The sequence below is a fragment of the Streptomyces sp. NPDC005195 genome, from assembly GCF_040608315.1.
GTDB classification, from domain to species: Bacteria; Actinomycetota; Actinomycetes; order Streptomycetales; family Streptomycetaceae; genus Streptomyces; species Streptomyces kaempferi.
The window spans coordinates 263,606-281,270 of sequence record NZ_JBEXHZ010000002.1 but is presented as its reverse complement, the minus strand read 5'-3'; the positions used below and the strand labels follow the sequence as shown (position 1 = coordinate 281,270).

The following is a 17,665-nucleotide window of genomic DNA, read 5'->3' as shown; positions in this document are numbered from 1 at the left end:
CCGTCAGTGACGCCGGATCAGCTCGGGATCGATCCGCCGCCCGACCAGTGGCAGCGCACCGACGGCGGCGACGACCACGACGCCCAGCGCACAGACGAGCAGGACCGGGACCCCGGCCCCGTCCCAGAGGACCGGCCCGCCACCGATGACCAGGTAGCTCGACTCGGCCATCTTCCCCACCACCAGCGCCGGCACCAGCCCCACCACCAACGGCAGCACCACCTGCGCCACCTGCGCCGCCCGCAGGGTCCGCGTCCGCGCACCGAGCAGAGTCAGCGCGGTGACCTGCGGCCGCCGCTCCACGGCACGGTCGGTGGCGGCCACGAGGTAGGCGGCGACACCGATGACGAGGCCTAGGATCATGCCTACGGTGAGGAGGGTTTTGACGACCGCGCCCTGCTGGAGGGCGGTGACGTCAATCGCCTGCGGGACGACTTGCGCGGTGGGTGCGGCTGCACCGATTCCGTCGAGAACGCGCCGCACCGTGGCGTCGTCGGAGTCGCTGACGAGCACGAGGGTCGCCTTCGCCAAGCGAACGTCTCGCGGCAGCATGGACGGGGGGAGGAGAATCGCCTCGCCGCCGAGCATCTGGCTGCCCACCGGGTTGTGGAACCGCACCTTCTGGTCCGGCACCGTGAGCTTCAGATCGCGGGTGTGGTGCTCGTCCCCCAGCAGGAAGTGGAAGCTGTCCCCCGCCTCGAGACCCTCCCCCATCTGCGCGGGATCCCGGAGCCACAGAGGCCGTCCGTCGACGCACCCATCGACCGACCGCACCATTCTGCGCAACTGGGCGCATGTGGCCACCACCGCGGTGGCGGCGGTGCCTGGCATCGACTCGTCGGCGTCATAGGCCGACGTCAGCAAGGCGAAGTACGTCCGCAGAGCGGGCAGGCTTTCGAGCGCCCGCTGCTGAGACCGGCCGGTCTTCTCGAGCATGATGTCGTACCGCTGCACCGACGAGGTGTTCCTGGAAGCCTGGTTCAGCTCGATGAGCACGCCCTGCGCCAGGGGCGCGACGAAAACCAGCAGAACAAGGCCGGTGGCCACTCGGAGAACACCACCGGGCTCTGTCTCGCTGCGCCGCATCGCGAGTCCCAGCGGCAGCGATTCCGCGGTGCGGGCCACCCGGCGCGCCAGAAACCCGGACAGTGCGGGAAGGGACAGTACAAGTCCCACGCCGACGAGACCGATCGCCGAGAGGACGAGCGTCGACGACAGGGCCGTGCTGGTGGGCACATAGCCCCTGGCTCCGGCGACGCAGTAGCCCGCCATCACGCCCACACCTGCCGCCAGAGGTACGAATCCCCACTTCGACGGCGGCTTCTCCACCGCACCACGCCGAACGGCCAGTGGACTGGCGGCAGCCTTGCGCGCGCTGGCACGGCCCACGAACCACGCGAGCGCGGGGCAGCCCACCAGGCACACCACGACCGTCGTGGCCGAGAGCCTCCCGTCGGACGGATACATCCTGAGCCCGGGCAGACCGATCCAGGACACGAGCCGGTTCACGGCCTCGTACTCGACCAAGCCGAGGACAGCGCCCAAACAGGCCGCCGCGACCGTCTCGGCGGCGTTCACCCGCTGCGTGCCCTTCCTGCTCAGCCCCAGCAGCCGGAGGGCGGCCAGGCGGCGAGTGCGCTCAGCGGCGGACAGGCGCGCGCACACGGAGAGGAACACGGTGAGCGGCAGTAGCACGACACCTGCCATGGTGAAGCGGAGGATGTCGAGCGTGGCAGGCTGCACCGTGGGATTCGGCGCGTAGCCGGTGCCCCACTGCTTCACGGGATATCCGTCGGACAGCACGCTGCGGCTCACACCCACGTAGGCGACGAGCTCATCGGGGCGCGCCAGCCCCTCGGCTCCGATCAGCCCTGCCTCCTTGCCCGGAAACCTCTGTGCCAACGCCGGCTCGGCCCTGAGTAGCCGGTGCAGAGCGGGAGAGGCGAACACCTGGCCGTCCCGGGGGAGCGCGACCAGCCCGGGCGGCGGCTCGATCTCCCTCGTGCCTCGCGCGATGAAGACCCGGGTCAGGGGCGCGGCGCCGTAGGGGTCGGTGCGGTCGGTCGTCAGCGGAAAGCCGTCACGGATCGCACGGCCGGAGAAGTCTCTCGGGACAACCGACTGCCGGGCCGCGATACGCGCGTCCTGGGATTCAAGGATCCCGGGAATGGTGAGCACCATGGCCAGACAGCACACACCGAGCGAGCCGCCCGCCACCATGAGGGCAAATCGTGCGCGATTCCCGCGCCCGCTGCCGAGCAGCAGCCTGATCCCCAGAAGAAGTTCCCTCACGACGCTTCCTGTTCTCGGACGTGGAGCGAGCCGTCGCACATCGCGTAGTGACGGTCCGCCCGGGCCGCGACCTTCGAATCGTGGGTGACCAGGACGACCGCTGTGCCCTGCGAGCGGGCGAGAGCAAGGAACTCCTCAAGCACGGTGGCAGCGTTGACGCTGTCCAACGAGCCGGTCGGCTCGTCGGCGAAGACCACGGCGGGCCTGTGCACAAGGGCACGCGCCACAGCGACGCGCTGGCTCTGGCCGCCCGAGACCTGCGAGGGGCGCCGCCCCCGCAGGTCGCCGAGCCCAAGTCGCTCCAGCACCTCGCCGGCCGCGGCGAGCGCCTTGCTCTTGCGCTGCCCGGCCAGCCGTAGCGGAAGCGCCGTGTTCTCCTCCACGGTCAGTTCGGGCAGCAACTCCCCGTACTGGAAGACGAATCCGAACCGATCACGGCGTAGGGCGCTGAGCCTGTCATCGTCAAGTGCGCCCAACACACTTCCCTCGAAACGGACTTGTCCCGACGCGACAGGCAGCACCCCTGCCAGGCAGTACAGGAGGGACGACTTTCCCGATCCGCTCTGCCCCGTGATCGCCACGGCCTCTCCCCGCCTCAGGGCGATGGTCGCGCCCCTGACGGCATGCGACCGCCCGTAGAAGAGGTCGATCCCCGTCGCCGACAAGATCTCTGACGTATTGATGTGAGTCTCCAGGCAAACAGCAGGGGACGGACCCGGGCTCGCGCCCGGGTCCTGCCCGCTGCGGGGATCGGCTACGGCTTGAAGTGGATCGGCACGGAGCAGTTGTCCAGCCGGGCGGTGCCCAGGTCGCGGCAGGCCTGCACCTCCGCGTCATCCGTGTACTGCTGGGCGCCGTCCCAGTTGAAGTGGTGCATGCGCACGGTCTGCCGCTGCTTCCCGTAGTAGCGGACCCAGCCGTGCCCCTCGACACGGACCCGCATGTAGACGTTGTGTCGGTCGTTGGCCGAGGTGTCCCGGAGTTTGCCGGTCCACTCGAAGGCTCCGTGATTCCGGCCCGCCGGGTTGAACTGGTAGCGCCCTTGGACGAAGGCCACGCCGGTCGGCTCCATCAAGGGGATCTCGTGCCACGACTGCGCCGTCGCGGCCCCCACCCCCAAAAGGAACATCCCAGCCGCCACCGCGCTCACCATCGCCGTCTTCATCTGTCACCTTCTCCGTTCCCGGCAGCCCCACGACCACCAGCGATGACAGACGGTATTGGATCAGTAACGCGCTGAAACCTTTGGCCTCCGGATCGCCATCCCATCAGGTGATCCGGAGGCACGGGAAGCACGGGAGGCGCGGGCGGGGATCGGGGTGGGCTCTCAACCACCACTGGGGCGCGGTGACTTGCACGGCTCGGGCCGCCGCGGGGGCCACGCACGACGGGGCGGCACCTCGCACAAGGTGCCGCCCCGCTTCTTTCGTACGCCGGAACCGTCGACCGCCGGTGAGGGTCGGATGGTGGTCGACGAGCCCGGAGTTCCAGAGTTCCCGGTGTCCCGGGGCTACCGGTGGTCGCTGCCCTTCGCCGTCGACGCCGCCCGGCCCGCCTCCAGGCGCGCCACCGGAATCCGGAACGGCGAGCAGGAGACGTAGTCGAGGCCCACCTCGTGGAAGAAGTGGACCGACTCGGGGTCGCCACCGTGTTCGCCGCAGACGCCGAGCTTCAGGCCGGGACGCGTCGCCCGGCCGGCCTGGACGGCGGAGCGGACCAGAGAGCCCACGCCGTCCCTGTCGATGGTCTCGAAGGGCGACACCCCGAAGATGCCCTTCTCCAGGTACGCCGTGAAGAAGCTCGCCTCCACGTCGTCCCGGGAGAAGCCCCAGACGGTCTGCGTGAGGTCGTTCGTGCCGAAGGAGAAGAACTCGGCGGCCTCGGCGATCTGCCCCGCCGTGAGAGCCGCCCGCGGGAGCTCGATCATCGTGCCGATGGCGAGCTTCAGCTCGATGCCCGTCGTCTCCTGCACCTCCGCGATGACCCGGTCGGCCTCCTCGCGGACGATCTCCAGTTCCTGGACCGTTCCGACCAGCGGGATCATGACCTCGGCGCGCGGGTCGCCCTTGGCGTTCCTGCGCTCGGCCGCCGCCTCCGCGATCGCCCGTACCTGCATCGTGAACAGGCCGGGGATGACCAGGCCGAGGCGCACACCGCGCAGACCCAGCATCGGGTTCTGCTCGTGCAGCCGGTGCACCGCCTGGAGCAGGCGCAGGTCGTTCTCGTTGGCGTCGCCGCGCGACTCCGCGAGCGCCACCCGTACCGACAGTTCGGTCACGTCGGGCAGGAACTCGTGCAGCGGCGGGTCGAGGAGACGGATCGTCACCGGAAGGCCGTCCATCGCCTCGAAGAGTTCGATGAAGTCCCGCTTCTGGAGCGGGAGCAGCTCCTTCAGGGAGTCCTCGCGCTCCGCGTCCGTGTCGGCCAGGATCAGCCGCTCCACCAGCTCGCGCCGGTCGCCGAGGAACATGTGCTCGGTGCGGCACAGGCCGATGCCCTGCGCTCCGAAGCGCCGAGCCCGCAGGGCGTCCTCCGCGTTGTCGGCGTTGGCCCGCACCCGCAGCCGGCGGACCCGGTCCGCGTACGCCATGATCCGGTGCACGGCGGCGACCAGTTCGTCGGCGTCGTCCGCGCCGGCGTGCATCCGGCCCTCGAAGTACTCGACGACCGGGGAGGGCACGACGGGGACCTCGCCGAGGTAGACCTTGCCGGTCGAGCCGTCGATGGAGACGACGTCGCCCTCCTCGATCACCACGCCGCCGGGGGCCGTCATCCGGCGCCGCTTGGTGTCGACCTCCAGTTCCTCCGCGCCGCACACGCATGTCTTGCCCATGCCGCGGGCGACGACCGCCGCGTGCGAGGTCTTGCCGCCGCGGGAGGTGAGGATGCCCTCCGCCGCGATCATGCCGTCGAGGTCGTCGGGGTTGGTCTCGCGGCGGATCAGGATGACCTTCTCGCCGGAGCGCGACCACTTGATCGCGGTGTACGAGTCGAAGACGGCCTTGCCGACGGCCGCGCCCGGCGAGGCGGCGATGCCGCGGCCGATCTGGTCGACCTTCGCCTGGTCGTCGAAGCGCGGGAACATCAGCTGGGCGAGCTGGGCGCCGGTCACCCGCTGGAGCGCCTCGGCCTCGTCGATCAGGCCCTGGTCCACCAGCTGGGTGGCGATCCGGAAGGCCGCGCCCGCGGTGCGCTTGCCGACGCGGGTCTGGAGCATCCACAACTGACCGCGCTCGATGGTGAACTCGATGTCGCAGAGGTCCTTGTAGTGGTTCTCCAGGGTCTCCATGATCTGCATCAGCTGGTCGTACGACTTCTTGTCGATCGACTCCAGCTCGGCGAGCGCGACGGTGTTGCGGATGCCGGCGACGACGTCCTCGCCCTGGGCGTTCTGCAGGTAGTCGCCGTACACGCCCTGATGGCCGGAGGCCGGGTCACGGGTGAAGGCGACCCCGGTGCCGGAGTCGGGGCCCAGGTTGCCGAAGACCATCGAACAGATGTTGACGGCCGTGCCGAGGTCGTGCGGGATGCGCTCCTGGCGGCGGTAGAGCTTGGCGCGGTCGGTGTTCCAGGAGTCGAAGACCGCGTGGATGGCGAGGTCCATCTGCTCGCGCGGGTCCTGTGGGAAGTCCCGGCCGGCCTCGGTCTTGACGATCCTCTTGAACTTCGTGACCAGCTTCTTGAGGTCGCCGGCCTCCAGCTCCGTGTCGACGGTGACCTTCTTGGCCACCTTCGCGGCCTCCAGCGCGTCCTCGAAGAGCTCTCCGTCGACGCCGAGGACCGTCTTGCCGAACATCTGGATGAGGCGGCGGTAGGAGTCCCACGCGAAGCGGTCGTCGCCGGCCTGCTGGGCGAGCCCCTGGACCGACTTGTCGGAGAGCCCGATGTTCAGGACCGTGTCCATCATGCCGGGCATCGAGAACTTCGCACCGGAACGGACCGACACGAGCAGAGGGTCGTCGGCCTGGCCGAGCTTCTTGCCCATGCTCGCCTCGAGCGCCTTGAGGTGCGTGCTGACCTCGTCACGCAGTGCCGCGGGCTCGTCGCCGCTGTCGAGGTAGGTCTTGCACGCCTCGGTGGTGATCGTGAAGCCCGGAGGGACGGGAAGGCCCAGGTTGGTCATCTCGGCGAGGTTCGCACCCTTGCCGCCCAAGAGGTCCTTGAGGTCTTTGTTGCCCTCGGTGAAGTCGTAGACGAACTTCACGTCCCCGACGCCGCTGTCGCCGCTCTCGGCTACGTGGGGATCTCTGTTTTCCGACACGAGTCTCGACTCCTCGACGACGCGGTGGCTGCCCTGACGGCGAGGAACATACCCAGATCGAAGGCACCTGGGTACGTCCACTTGCACGTCATGCGCCTGTAACCACCCGTCCGCCACGCGATCGAAAGTCAAGGCTTGGCAAGCGCCCGGAGCGGGATGTTTTCACTTCTCGAACGAGCGAGCACGCACCCACCGGTCAAAACGCTCATGTGAGCACTCTCCGACACGTCTGAGTTTAATCGATGAACGATCAAGGGGTGGCACTGAGTGCCACTCCTTAGGGAAGTGCAGCCGCCCAAGATCCGCTCATCTGAGCATTACCCCGATCAAAGGTGGCGAGAATCACGCCGGAAGGACGGCCGGAATTTCATCATGCGGACCACGACGCGGACGCGAAACACGGCTGTCACATGGCACCGGGAACCGGCACCAGACACCAGCCACGGGAGGCTCGGGCATCCCGCGGGCTCAGGCTCCCGCGCAGACACCCCGCAGGTTCAGACGCCCAGCGCCGCCAGCCGCTCCTCGGCCCGTTCCGGCGCGTAGAGGTACTCGACGACCAGCGCCCCGGCGCCGACCAGTCCGGCCCGCTCGCCGAGCCTCGACGTCACCACGTCCAGATGAGCGGTGGAGCGAGGCAGCGCCCGCTGGTACAGCAGCTCCCGCACGCCCGTGAGGAACGGGGTTCCGGCCAGGTCTCCGGCGATCATCAGAACCCCTGGGTTCAGCAGGGTCACGACGGTCGCGAGGACGTCCCCGACCTGCCGCCCCGCCTCCCGCGCGAGCGCCATCGCCTCCGGGTGCCCGGCCGCCAGCAGGTCGCGCACGTCCGAGCCGGAGGCGGCCGGCACTCCGGACTCCACGAGCCGCCGCGCCACCGCGCCACCGCTCGCCACGGCCGCCAGACACCCGTACGACCCGCACCGGCACAGCGCGTCGGCGCCGACCCGGATGTGGCCTATGTCGCCGGCGCCCCCGTCGACACCCCGGTAGACGGAGCCGCCGACGACCATGCCCGCGCCGATCCCGGTGGAGACCTTGACCAGGGCGAACGCCGAGCAGTCCGGGTACCCGGCGCGCTGTTCGCCGTACGCCATCAGGTTGGCGTCGTTGTCGACGAGGACGGGGACGCCGGTGCCGCCGCCCGCGTGTTCCGCGAAGGCGCGCCCCAGGCGCCCCCGGATGTCGTAGCCGTCCCAGCCCGGCATGATCGGCGGCTGCACGACCCGGCCGGTCTCGCTGTCGACCGGGCCCGGCACCGCCAGCCCGATCCCGCACACCGAACCCACGGACCGCCCGGCCTTCTCCAGCAGTTCGGCGAACCAGCCGCCCAGTTCGCCGAGGACCGCGTCCGGGCCGTCCTCGATACGCAGCGTGCCGTGGTGCTCGGCCTGGATCTCCCCGGTCAGCGAGACCACGGCGGCCCGGCCGTGCCGGGTGTCGAGGTCGGCGGCGAGGACGACGGCGTGCGCGTCGTCGAACTCCAGGGTGATGGAGGGGCGGCCGCCCAGCGGTGAGTCCACCGGGCCGCCCGCGCCCTCGCGCAGCCAGCCCGCGCGGAAGAGCCGGTCGAGGCGCTGGCCGACCGTGGCCCGGGACAGACCGGTGGCCCGCTGGAGCGCTCCGCGCGTCGTGGCACGGCCGCTGCGCACCAGTTCGAGCAGATCTCCGGCGCTTGCCTGGTTCCCGGCCCTCATGGCCTCCGCCGCCCTTCCCGTCGTGCCGGTCATGCCCCACCCCTTGCGTTCCCCAACTCTGCATTACATATTGGGTTTTGCGTGTTAAATAGACGTAACTCTACGGTACCCAGTGCCGAACCGGTCGGCCGGACGTCTTCGGGGAGACCTGAGTGGACAGCACAACCCAACTCACCATCCGCCGCACGGGAATCACCACCCCCGTGCGCACCTCGGGCTCCCCCGCTCCGCCCGGCTCGCGCGAGATCACCCACGCCGCCGCCGACGTGTCCGATCCCGTACGGTCCGCCGGGTCGCTACGCCTCAGGGCCGCCCACGTGCTCGAAGGCAACTGGACGGGAACGTCCACCGTCCCCTCGCGCGGCCTGTATCCGCACCAGTGGTCCTGGGACTCGGCCTTCATCGCGATCGGGCTGCGCCATGTGTCCCCCCTGCGCGCGCAGACGGAACTGGAGACCCTGCTCGGCGCCCAGTGGGGTGACGGCCGGATTCCGCACATCGTGTTCAACCCCTCCGTCCCGCTCGACGCGTACTTCCCGAGCCCCGACTTCTGGCGCTCCTCGACCGCGGGGCGCGCCGCGGGTGCCCCGCGCGCCGTACAGACGTCGGGCATCGTGCAGCCACCGGTGCACGCGCTCGCGGCCTGGCTGGTCCACCGGGCCGACCCCGGCCTGTCCCGGGCGCGGTCCTTCCTTCCCCGGGTGTATCCCCGCCTCGCGGCGTGGCACCGCTATCTGCTGCACCGCCGGGACCTGGGCGGCGGCGGGCTCGCCTCCGTGGTCCACCCCTGGGAGCAGGGCATGGACAACAGCCCCTGCTGGGACGCCCCGCTCGGCCGGATCACCCCGGCTCCGCCGCGCACCTTCCGGCGCGCCGACCTCGACCACGGGTCCGCCGAGGACCGCCCGACGGATCTCGACTACGGGCGGTACGTGCGGCTCGCGACGGACTACCGGGACAGCGGGTACGCCGACGCCGCCGGCGCCGGGGCGGGCGCGGGGGCCGGGGCGGGCCGATTCGCCGTCGAGGACCCGGCGTTCAACGCGCTGCTGATCGCCTCCGAGCACGCGCTCGCGGCCATCGCCCGGGAACTGGGCGCGGCGGGGACCGCACGGCACGCACGCGCGGAGCGCCTGACGGCGGCGCTGGTGGAGCGGCTGTGGGACCCGGCCGAGGGGATGTTCTTCTGCCGGGACGTGTACGGCGGGGGTGAGGGTGAGGGTACGCGCGAGGGCGAGGGCCTGAGCGGTGCTCACGGAACGGAGCGGCGCTCTCCGAGTGGCGATCGCGCTTCGGAGCCGCGCTTACAGAGCGGTGCTCTCGAAGCGGAGCACCGGTCGCAGAGCGATGCTCGCGCACGAGAGCAGCGCTCGCGGAGCGGTGCTCACCGTGCGGAGCGGCGCTCTCCAGGTGGCTCGCTGATCCCCGAGCGCAGTGTCGCCGGACTGCTGCCGCTCATCCTCCCCGCGCTGCCTCGCGACATCGCCACCACCCTCGTCCGCACCGCGGGCGGCCCGCACTTCGGGCTCGGCGGGGCCGCCCGGCTGGTGCCCAGCTACGACCTGACCGGGCACGCCTTCGACCCGCGCCGCTACTGGCGTGGCCCGGCCTGGTTCAACACCAACTGGCTGCTGGAGCGCGGGCTGCGGCTGCACGGGGAGGACGGCCGCGCGCGGGAGCTGCGCGCGGCACTGCTGGAGACGGCGGACACGTCCGGGTTCGCGGAGTACGTGGATCCGTACACCGGCGAGGCCTGCGGAGCACTCGGCTTCAGCTGGACGGCGGCGCTGACGCTGGACCTGCTGCACGAGCCCCCAGGGGCGGACCAGGTCGTGTCCCGTCCGGGGCGCGACGCGTTCGACACGGCACAGGGCGCGGCCCCGCACGGCACGCCGCCGGACAGCACGGCACGGCACAGCTCATTCGGGACGGGCGCCAAGGGAGGGGACCGGGGATGACGGACCGGCAGCATCTGCTCGTGCACGGTGGGACGTTCGCCGCCGTGGGTGACGGCGGGGACATCAGCGGGGTACGGGGCGGCAGTTCCCCGGACGGGCTGTTCGTACGGGACGCCCGGCACCTCAGCCGCTGGCAGCTGACCGTCGACGGCGCGGTGCCCGAGGCGCTGACGCCGGTCTCGGACGGGGACACGGCGCGCTGTGTGCTCGTCCCGCGCGGCGGCCGCAACGAACCGCCCGCGTACACGCTCTTCCGTGAACAGGCGGTCACCGAGGGCGCGTTCGTGGAGTCGCTGCGCGTCACCAGCAACCGTCCGACGCCCACGACCGTGCGTATCGCGCTCACCGTGGACGCCGACTTCACGGACCAGTTCGAGCTGCGCTCCGACCACCGCACGTACGCCAAGACCGGCGCCGTACGGGGGCGCCGCGTCCTGGACGACGGGGTGGAGTTCAGCTACCGGCGCCGGGAGTGGCGGTCCGCCACGACGGTCACCTCCGAGCCGCCGCCGGACGGTGTCGAGGAGACGGGCACGGGCGCCCGGCGCCTCGTGTGGACCCTGGACCTCCCGCCGCACGAATCGGCGGAGCTGTCGCTGCGCGTCGCGGCGCGTCCGCACGGCGCGCTGAAGGAGCCGGAGGTGCCTCTCTCCCCCGCCGCGGCCAACGAGCGGCTGCTCGCGCTGGAGGACGAGTTCGCGGAGGGCGTGCCCTTCCCGACCGGCTGGCCGGAGCTGGCCGCGGCCTGCGCGCGCGGGCTGTCGGACCTGGCGGTGCTCCAGGTACCGGCGACCGGCCCGGACGGCGAGGAGCTGCGGGTGCCGGCCGCCGGGGTTCCCTGGTTCCTCACCCTGCTGGGCCGTGACGCCCTGCTGACCTCGCTGTTCGCGCTTCCCTACCGTCCCCGGCTGGCCGCCGCCACGCTGCCCGCGCTCGCCGCGACCCAGGCGGTCGAGGTGGGGGCGTCCGCGGTGGCCCAGCCCGGCAAGATCGTGCACGAGGTGCGGCACGGCGAGCTGGCGCACTTCGGGCAGGTGCCGTACGGCCGGTACTACGGGTCGGTGGACGCCACGCCGCTGTTCCTGGTGCTGCTCGGCGCGTACACCGAGCAGACCGGTGACGTGACCCTGGCCCGGCGGCTGGAGTCGCACGCCCGCGCGGCGATCGGCTGGATGCTGGACCACGGCGGCCTGACCTCGTGCGGCTATCTCGTCTACCGCGCGGACGGCGGCGGTCTCGCCAACCAGAACTGGAAGGACTCCCCGGGCGCGATCTGCTCGGCGGACGGCAGCCGTCCCAGTGGCCCGGTGATGGCGGCCGGCGCGCAGGGATACGCGTACGACGCGCTGCGCCGTACCGCCCATCTGTCCCGGACGGTCTGGGGCGACGAGGTCTACGCGGCCCTTCTGGAACAGGCCGCCGGGGATCTCCGCGACCGTTTCCAGCGAGACTTCTGGATGGGCGAACAGGCCTTCCCCGCGCTGGCGTTGGACGGCGACGGCCGTCAGGTCGACGCGCTCGCCTCGGACGCGGGCCATCTGCTGTGGTCCGGTCTCCTGGACAAGGAGTACGGCGAACTGGTCGGCCGGCGTCTGCTGGAGCCGGACTTCTTCTCGGGCTGGGGCGTCCGCACGCTGGCCGCCGGCCAGCTCGCGTACCACCCGCTGTCGTACCACCGCGGTTCGGTCTGGCCGCACGACAACGCGCTGATCACGCTGGGGCTGGCCCGCTACGGCCTGCACGACGAGGCCCGCGCGGTCGCCCACGCCCTGGTCGACGCGGCCACGGCGGCCGGCCACCGGCTTCCCGAGGTCCTCGCGGGCTACGGCCGCGCCACGCACGCGGAGCCGGTGCCCTACCCGCACGCGTGCGTACGGGAGTCGAGGTCGGCGGCGGCGCCGCTGGCGCTGCTGACGGCGGTGGGCGGAGCCTGACGGGACTCAGGAGGTACTCGTGGCGTCCCGGGCCGTCACGACGAACTGTTCCAGCCGGAGGCGGAACGGTTCATGGGCCTCGTCGAACAGGCGTCAGACGATCGTCGGGGTGATCCGGGTCATCGGGGCCGCCGGGTTGCGCGTAGGCGTCACCGACCCGCCAGTACGGCCGGCCGACGGGGGGCCCGACGGGGGGCCGGCCCGGTCAGCCCCCGGACGTGTCCAGTTCGGCGTCCTCGCTGATGCCCGCGCAGTCGTACGGGTCCTTGAGCCAGCCGTCCGGCAGGACGACCCGGTTGTTGCCGGAGGTGCGGCCACGGGGGCCGTCGGCGCCGGTCGGCCACGACTGGTCGAGGTCCAACTCGGCGAGCCCGTCGGCGAGTTCGGCCAGGGACGAGGTGATCGCGAGGCGCCTTCGCATGTCGGAACCGACCGCGAAACCCTTCAGGTACCAGGCCACGTGCTTGCGGAAGTCGATGACACCGCGGGCCTCGTCGCCCATCCACTCGCCGAGCAGGGTGGCGTGCCGGACCATGACGGCCGCGACCTCGCGGAGGGGCGGGCGAACGCCGTGTCCGTCGGGGCTGCCGTCCGTACGACCCTCGAAGGCCGCCACCAGGTCGGCGAACAGCCACGGCCGCCCGAGGCAGCCGCGCCCGACCACGACGCCGTCGCAGCCGGTCTCGCGCACCATCCGCAGCGCGTCCTCGGCGGACCAGATGTCGCCGTTGCCGAGGACGGGGATCTCCGGCACATGCTCCTTGAGGCGGGCGATGGCGTCCCAGTCCGCCGTGCCGCCGTAGTGCTCCGCGGCGGTGCGGCCGTGCAGCGCGATGGCCGTGACACCCTCCTCGACGGCGATCCGGCCGGCGTCCAGGAAGGTGATGTGGTCGTCGTCGATGCCCTTGCGCATCTTCATCGTGACGGGCAGGTCCCCGGCGCCGCTCACGGCCTCCCGCAGGATCGCCCGCAGCAGGTTGCGCTTGTAGGGGAGGGCGGAGCCGCCGCCCTTGCGCGTCACCTTCGGCACCGGGCAGCCGAAGTTCAGGTCGATGTGGTCGGCGAGGTCTTCCTCCGCGATCATGCGGACGGCCTTGCCGACGGTCGCCGGGTCCACGCCGTACAGCTGGATCGAGCGCGGCTGCTCGGTCGCGTCGAAGCGGATCAGCTGCATGGTCTTCTCGTTGCGCTCGACCAGCGCCCGCGTGGTGATCATCTCGCTGACGAACAGACCCTTGCCGCCGCTGAACTCCCTGCACAGGGTGCGGAAGGGCGCGTTCGTGATCCCGGCCATGGGGGCCAGGACGACGGGCGGCTGGACGGCGTGGGGGCCGATCGCCAGCGGGGCGGCGGGGGCGAGGACGGTCGTGGGCATTCCCCCATTGTCGCGCACGGGAGCGCGTGCCGTGACAGTGGCCTGCCGCCTCCCCGGGACGTGCGGTGGACGTCGGGGCGCGCCGTGACCGCCGTCACGGAAATCGGCGAGGGTAATTAGTTAGACGCACTATCGAAGTGGGCGTAGGCTTGTGGAATGCCCGAGCTCACCCCACGCCACCGCCTCCTGGTGCTCGCGATCTGCTGCATGAGTCTGCTGATCGTGAGCCTGGACAACACGGTGCTGAACGTCGCCCTGCCCTCGATGCAGAAGGAACTGCACGCGAGCGTCGCCGGCCTCCAGTGGACGATCGACGCGTACACGCTGGTCCTCGCGTCGCTCCTGATGCTCGCGGGTTCGACGGCCGACCGCATCGGCCGCCGCCGGATCTTCAAGGCGGGCCTGGTGATCTTCACCGTCGGCTCGGTGCTGTGCTCCCTCGCCCCGAACCTCGAATCGCTGGTCGCCTTCCGCATGGTGCAGGCGGTCGGCGGTTCGATGCTGAACCCGGTGGCGATGTCGATCATCACCAACACCTTCACGGACCCGCGTGAGCGCGCCCGCGCGATCGGGGCCTGGGGCGCCGTGGTGGGCATATCGCTGGCCGCGGGCCCGCTGGTCGGCGGACTGCTGGTGGACTCGGTCGGCTGGCGCTCGATCTTCTGGATCAATCTCCCGGTGGGCCTCGCCGCCCTCCTGCTCACCTGGCGGTACGTCCCGGAGTCCCGCGCCCCCAAGGCCCGCCGTCCCGACCCGGTCGGCCAGCTCCTCGTCGTCGCGCTGCTGGGCTCGCTGACGTACGCGATCATCGAGGCGCCCAGTTCCGGCGTCGCCAGGACCGCCGCCTTCGGCGCGATCGCCGTCGCCGCCCTGCTCGGCATCCTGTGGTATGAACCCCGGCGCGCCGAACCCCTCATCGATCTGCGCTTCTTCCGCTCGGCGCCGTTCAGCGGGGCCACGGTCGTCGCCGTCAGCGCGTTCGCCGCGCTCAGCGGCTTCCTGTTCCTGTCGACGCTCTATCTGCAGAACGTCCGCGGCCTGGACGCGCTGCACGCGGGCCTGTGGATGCTGCCCATGGCGGCGATGTGCTTCGTGTGCGCGCCGCTGTCCGGACGGCTGGTCGGCAGTCGGGGGCCGCGTCCGTCCCTGCTGATCGCGGGGGTCGCGACCACCGCGAGCGGGCTGCTGTTCGCCGCCTTCGAGGCCGAGACGTCGAACGTCACGCTCGTCATCGGCTACCTCCTGTTCGGTCTGGGCTTCGGCTTCGTCAACGCCCCCATCACCAACACCGCCGTGTCCGGGATGCCCCGCACCCAGGCCGGTGTCGCCGCGGCCGTCGCCTCGACCAGCCGCCAGATCGGCGGCACCCTGGGCGTCGCCGTGATCGGCGCGGTCCTCGCCTCCGGCATCCACGCCTCCGCGTACCGGGAGACGTTCGTCTCGGCCGCCCGCCCCGGCTGGTGGATCCTCACCGGCTGTGGTCTCGCCGTCCTCGTCCTCGGCGCCCTGACCAGCGGACGCTGGGCACGCGGCACCGCCGAACGCACGGCGAGGCAGCTGGCACCCGCGGAGACGGAGACGCGCGAACCGGTGGGCGCCCGCTCCCAGGACGCGCCGGCGGCCTGAGGGCTTCAGAAGGCCCGGGTGGCCCCGGCCCCCCGGGCCGCCTCGCTCTCCGCCGCCCGCGCGATCTCGTACAGCTTCTCCAGCCCCGCACGGCTCGCCTCGTCGGTGGGGGCGTACGTCACCATCCGGGCGCCCATGTCGGGGGCGAGCCACAGGTCGGTGTGGTCGAGGGTGAGGAGCCCGACGTACGGGTTGAGGAACTGCTTGGTCTTGCTGCGGGAACCGCCGAACACCTCGTACCGCTCCCAGATCTCCCGGAACTCGGCCGACTCCGTCCGCAGCCGTTTGACCAGCATCTTCCAGGCGGGCTCGCCGAGGTGTCCGGCCATCGAGGCGCGCAGCTTGGCCGCCATCATGCGCATGGTCTCGTCGAGGAGCACGATCGACCTGCGCCACTCCTCGTGGGTGTAGACGAGGACCATGCAGTTGCGGTCCTCGGGTGCCACGGCGTCCAGGTCGCTCATCATCAGCCGGGCGTAGGTGCGGTTGTACGCCAGGATGTCGTACCGGCTGTTCTGGATGCAGGCCGGGACCGGCTCCAGCTGGGTGAGCATGTGGCGCAGCGCCGGGGTGAGGGTCGGGCACCGCGCGGCGGGCGTGGGGTCGACGGCGCCGGCCAGCTGGAAGAGGTGGGCGCGCTCGCTGAAGTCCAGCAGCAGGGTGCGGGCCAGCGCGTCGAGAACCTGTTCGGAGACCTGGATGTCGCGGGCCTGTTCGAGCCAGGTGTACCAGGTGACGCCGACGGCCGAGAGCTGGGCGACCTCCTCGCGGCGCAGTCCCGGGGTGCGCCTGCGGTGGCCGCGGGGCAGTCCGACCTGCTCGGGCGGGATGCGTTCGCGCCGGTTGCGCAGGAAGGCGGCGAGTTCGTGCCGCCGGATCGCGCTTCCGCGCGGGGCGGCGCCGGCGGCCGGCTCCAGGCTGGTGATCGTCTCCCGCGCCATCGTCGTCATGTCTCCAGAGTGCCGTCCACCGGAACCTGTTGCCAGGTACTGCCTCTACCAGGATAAGCAGACTCTGGTACCAGCCTGAGGGTGGGACGAAGCTCTTTACGTGACCGAAACCGGAACCCTGACCACACCAGTCCGATCACCGTCCGCGCCACCCCTGCTCAGTGGCCTCGGACTCTTCACCGTGCTGCTCGGCGCGGCACTCCCGCTCATCGACTTCTTCATCGTCAACGTGGCCCTCCCGACCATCGGCCGGGACCTGAACGCGGGCGAGGCCGTCCTCGAACTCGTCGTCGCCGGGTACGGGGTCTCGTACGCCGTCCTGCTCGTCCTGGGCGGCCGGCTCGGCGACCTCTTCGGGCGGCGGCAGCTCTTCCTCGGGGGCATGGCGGCCTTCGGCCTGACCTCGCTGGCGTGCGGGCTCGCGCCCAGCGCCTGGACGCTGGTCGCGGCCCGTGTCGCGCAGGGCGCGGCGTCCGCCGCGATGCTGCCGCAGGTGCTCGCCACCATCCAGTCGGCGACCGCGGGAGGCCGCCGCGCCAAGGCCATGGGCCTGTACGGCGCGACGGCCGGGCTCTCCATGGTGGCCGGGCAGATACTCGGCGGCATCCTGGTCGCCGCGGACATCGCGGGCACCGGCTGGCGCGCGGTGTTCCTCGTGAACGTGCCCGTCGTCATCCTCGGCCTGGTCCTGGCCGCACGGGCGGTCCCGGAGACCCGCTCGCAGCACCCGGAGCCGATCGACACCCCCGGCACCGTCCTGCTCGCGCTGTCGCTGCTGACGCTCCTGGCCCCGCTGACCGAGGGCCGCGCGGCGGGCTGGCCACTGTGGACCTGGCTGTCGCTGGCCCTGTTCCCCCTGGTGGCCGCGGCGTTCTACCTCGTCGAGCGCCGGGAGGACCGCGCCGGCCGCACTCCCCTGGTGCCGCCCAGCCTCTTCGCGCTGACCTCGCTGCGCCGCGGTCTGATCATGATCGTGCCGTTCTCGATCGGCTTCAGCGGCTTCATGTTCGTGATCGCGGTGGCGCTGCAGCGGGGCGCGGGCCTCGGTCCGGTCGCGGCCGGGCTGGCACTCGCCCCGATGGCCGTCGTCTTCTTCTTCACCTCCCTCTGCGGGCCGCGGCTGATCGCCCGCTACGGCACCCGGGTCGTCACCGCGGGCGGCCTGATCCAGATGGTGGGCGTGACCCTCATCACGCTGACCGCGTGGCGGTCCTGGCCGGACCTCGGGGTGTGGGAGCTGCTCCCGGGCGCGGCGGTCGCCGGTGCGGGGCAGGCGCTCCAGTTGCCGGTGCTCATCCGGATCATCCTCTCCGAGGTGCCGGCCGCGCGGGCCGGTGTCGGCAGCGGCGTGATGGCGACCACCCAGCAGTCGGCGCTCGCCGTCGGCGTCGCGACCCTGGGCACCCTGTTCCTGTCCCTCGTCCCCGCCCACGGCATGCGGGACGCCCTGGTGACGACGCTCCTGGTGCAACTGGCGGGCGTGGTCCTGACGACGGCACTGAGCCTGCGGCTGCCGCGCACGGTCGGCTGACGGTGTCGCCGCGCGGGCTGATCGGCGGGGGGCGGGGGCGC

At 71.6% G+C, this 17,665-nt stretch carries 11 protein-coding genes; 4 read left to right on the top strand and 7 right to left on the bottom strand.

What is annotated here, in order from left to right; genetic code table 11:
* Nucleotides 1–3: 3 nt before the first annotated feature.
* The 5 genes from ABZV34_RS03825 to ABZV34_RS03805 all read right to left on the bottom strand — a co-directional run bounded on the left by ABZV34_RS03825 (nucleotide 4) and on the right by ABZV34_RS03805 (nucleotide 8,283).
* Entirely contained in the window at nucleotides 4–2,292 is a 2,289-nt protein-coding gene (locus tag ABZV34_RS03825; protein WP_356271121.1) for an FtsX-like permease family protein, read from the bottom strand.
* Nucleotides 2,289–2,942: an ABC transporter ATP-binding protein gene (locus ABZV34_RS03820; protein WP_356271242.1), complete on the bottom strand. Its 654-nt coding sequence runs from the start codon at nucleotides 2,940–2,942 to the stop codon at nucleotides 2,289–2,291. Before ABZV34_RS03820 ends, ABZV34_RS03825 begins: the two co-directional genes overlap by 4 nt.
* A 104-nt stretch (nucleotides 2,943–3,046) precedes the next feature.
* Entirely contained in the window at nucleotides 3,047–3,457 is a 411-nt protein-coding gene (locus ABZV34_RS03815; protein ID WP_356271120.1) for a hypothetical protein, read from the bottom strand.
* A gap of 345 nt (nucleotides 3,458–3,802) precedes the next feature.
* Complete coding sequence (gene ppdK, locus ABZV34_RS03810; protein WP_356271119.1) at nucleotides 3,803–6,553, bottom strand: pyruvate, phosphate dikinase; 2,751 nt, start codon at nucleotides 6,551–6,553, stop codon at nucleotides 3,803–3,805.
* A gap of 497 nt (nucleotides 6,554–7,050) precedes the next feature.
* Entirely contained in the window at nucleotides 7,051–8,283 is a 1,233-nt protein-coding gene (locus ABZV34_RS03805; protein ID WP_356271118.1) for an ROK family protein, read from the bottom strand.
* Nucleotides 8,284–8,567: 284 nt separating this feature from the next.
* On the opposite strand from ABZV34_RS03805, the gene ABZV34_RS03800 reads away from it, so the two are divergent.
* Nucleotides 8,568–10,208 carry a hypothetical protein gene (locus ABZV34_RS03800; protein ID WP_356271241.1) on the top strand — a complete coding sequence of 547 codons (1,641 nt, stop codon included), beginning with the start codon at nucleotides 8,568–8,570 and terminating at the stop codon, nucleotides 10,206–10,208.
* Nucleotides 10,205–12,142 carry a glycogen debranching N-terminal domain-containing protein gene (locus ABZV34_RS03795; RefSeq protein ID WP_356271117.1) on the top strand — a complete coding sequence of 646 codons (1,938 nt, stop codon included), beginning with the start codon at nucleotides 10,205–10,207 and terminating at the stop codon, nucleotides 12,140–12,142. The genes ABZV34_RS03800 and ABZV34_RS03795 overlap by 4 nt, the downstream gene beginning before the upstream one ends.
* A gap of 205 nt (nucleotides 12,143–12,347) precedes the next feature.
* Here ABZV34_RS03795 and dusB read toward each other — a convergent pair whose 3' ends face one another.
* Entirely contained in the window at nucleotides 12,348–13,517 is a 1,170-nt protein-coding gene (gene dusB, locus ABZV34_RS03790) for a tRNA dihydrouridine synthase DusB (protein ID WP_356271116.1), read from the bottom strand.
* Nucleotides 13,518–13,673: 156 nt separating this feature from the next.
* On the opposite strand from dusB, the gene ABZV34_RS03785 reads away from it, so the two are divergent.
* The gene (locus ABZV34_RS03785) at nucleotides 13,674–15,143 is read left to right on the top strand and encodes an MFS transporter (protein WP_356271115.1); all 1,470 of its coding nucleotides are present in this window, start codon (nucleotides 13,674–13,676) and stop codon (nucleotides 15,141–15,143) included.
* Nucleotides 15,144–15,148: 5 nt separating this feature from the next.
* Here ABZV34_RS03785 and ABZV34_RS03780 read toward each other — a convergent pair whose 3' ends face one another.
* Complete coding sequence (locus tag ABZV34_RS03780) at nucleotides 15,149–16,093, bottom strand: helix-turn-helix transcriptional regulator (RefSeq protein ID WP_356271114.1); 945 nt, start codon at nucleotides 16,091–16,093, stop codon at nucleotides 15,149–15,151.
* 100 nt (nucleotides 16,094–16,193) lie between these two features.
* Between ABZV34_RS03780 and ABZV34_RS03775 the strand changes: the two genes are divergently transcribed.
* The gene (locus ABZV34_RS03775) at nucleotides 16,194–17,624 is read left to right on the top strand and encodes an MFS transporter (protein WP_356271113.1); all 1,431 of its coding nucleotides are present in this window, start codon (nucleotides 16,194–16,196) and stop codon (nucleotides 17,622–17,624) included.
* The last annotated feature ends 41 nt before the right edge of the window (nucleotides 17,625–17,665 follow it).

Coding starts and splice junctions, on each gene's coding strand:
- ABZV34_RS03815 (WP_356271120.1), bottom strand. CDS start 3,457: ATGAAGACGGCGATGGTGAGCGCGGTGGCGGCTGGGATGTTCCTTTTG.
- ABZV34_RS03805 (WP_356271118.1), bottom strand. CDS start 8,283: ATGACCGGCACGACGGGAAGGGCGGCGGAGGCCATGAGGGCCGGGAAC.
- ABZV34_RS03795 (WP_356271117.1), top strand. CDS start 10,205: ATGACGGACCGGCAGCATCTGCTCGTGCACGGTGGGACGTTCGCCGCC.
- dusB (WP_356271116.1), bottom strand. CDS start 13,517: ATGCCCACGACCGTCCTCGCCCCCGCCGCCCCGCTGGCGATCGGCCCC.
- ABZV34_RS03785 (WP_356271115.1), top strand. CDS start 13,674: ATGCCCGAGCTCACCCCACGCCACCGCCTCCTGGTGCTCGCGATCTGC.
- ABZV34_RS03780 (WP_356271114.1), bottom strand. CDS start 16,093: ATGACGACGATGGCGCGGGAGACGATCACCAGCCTGGAGCCGGCCGCC.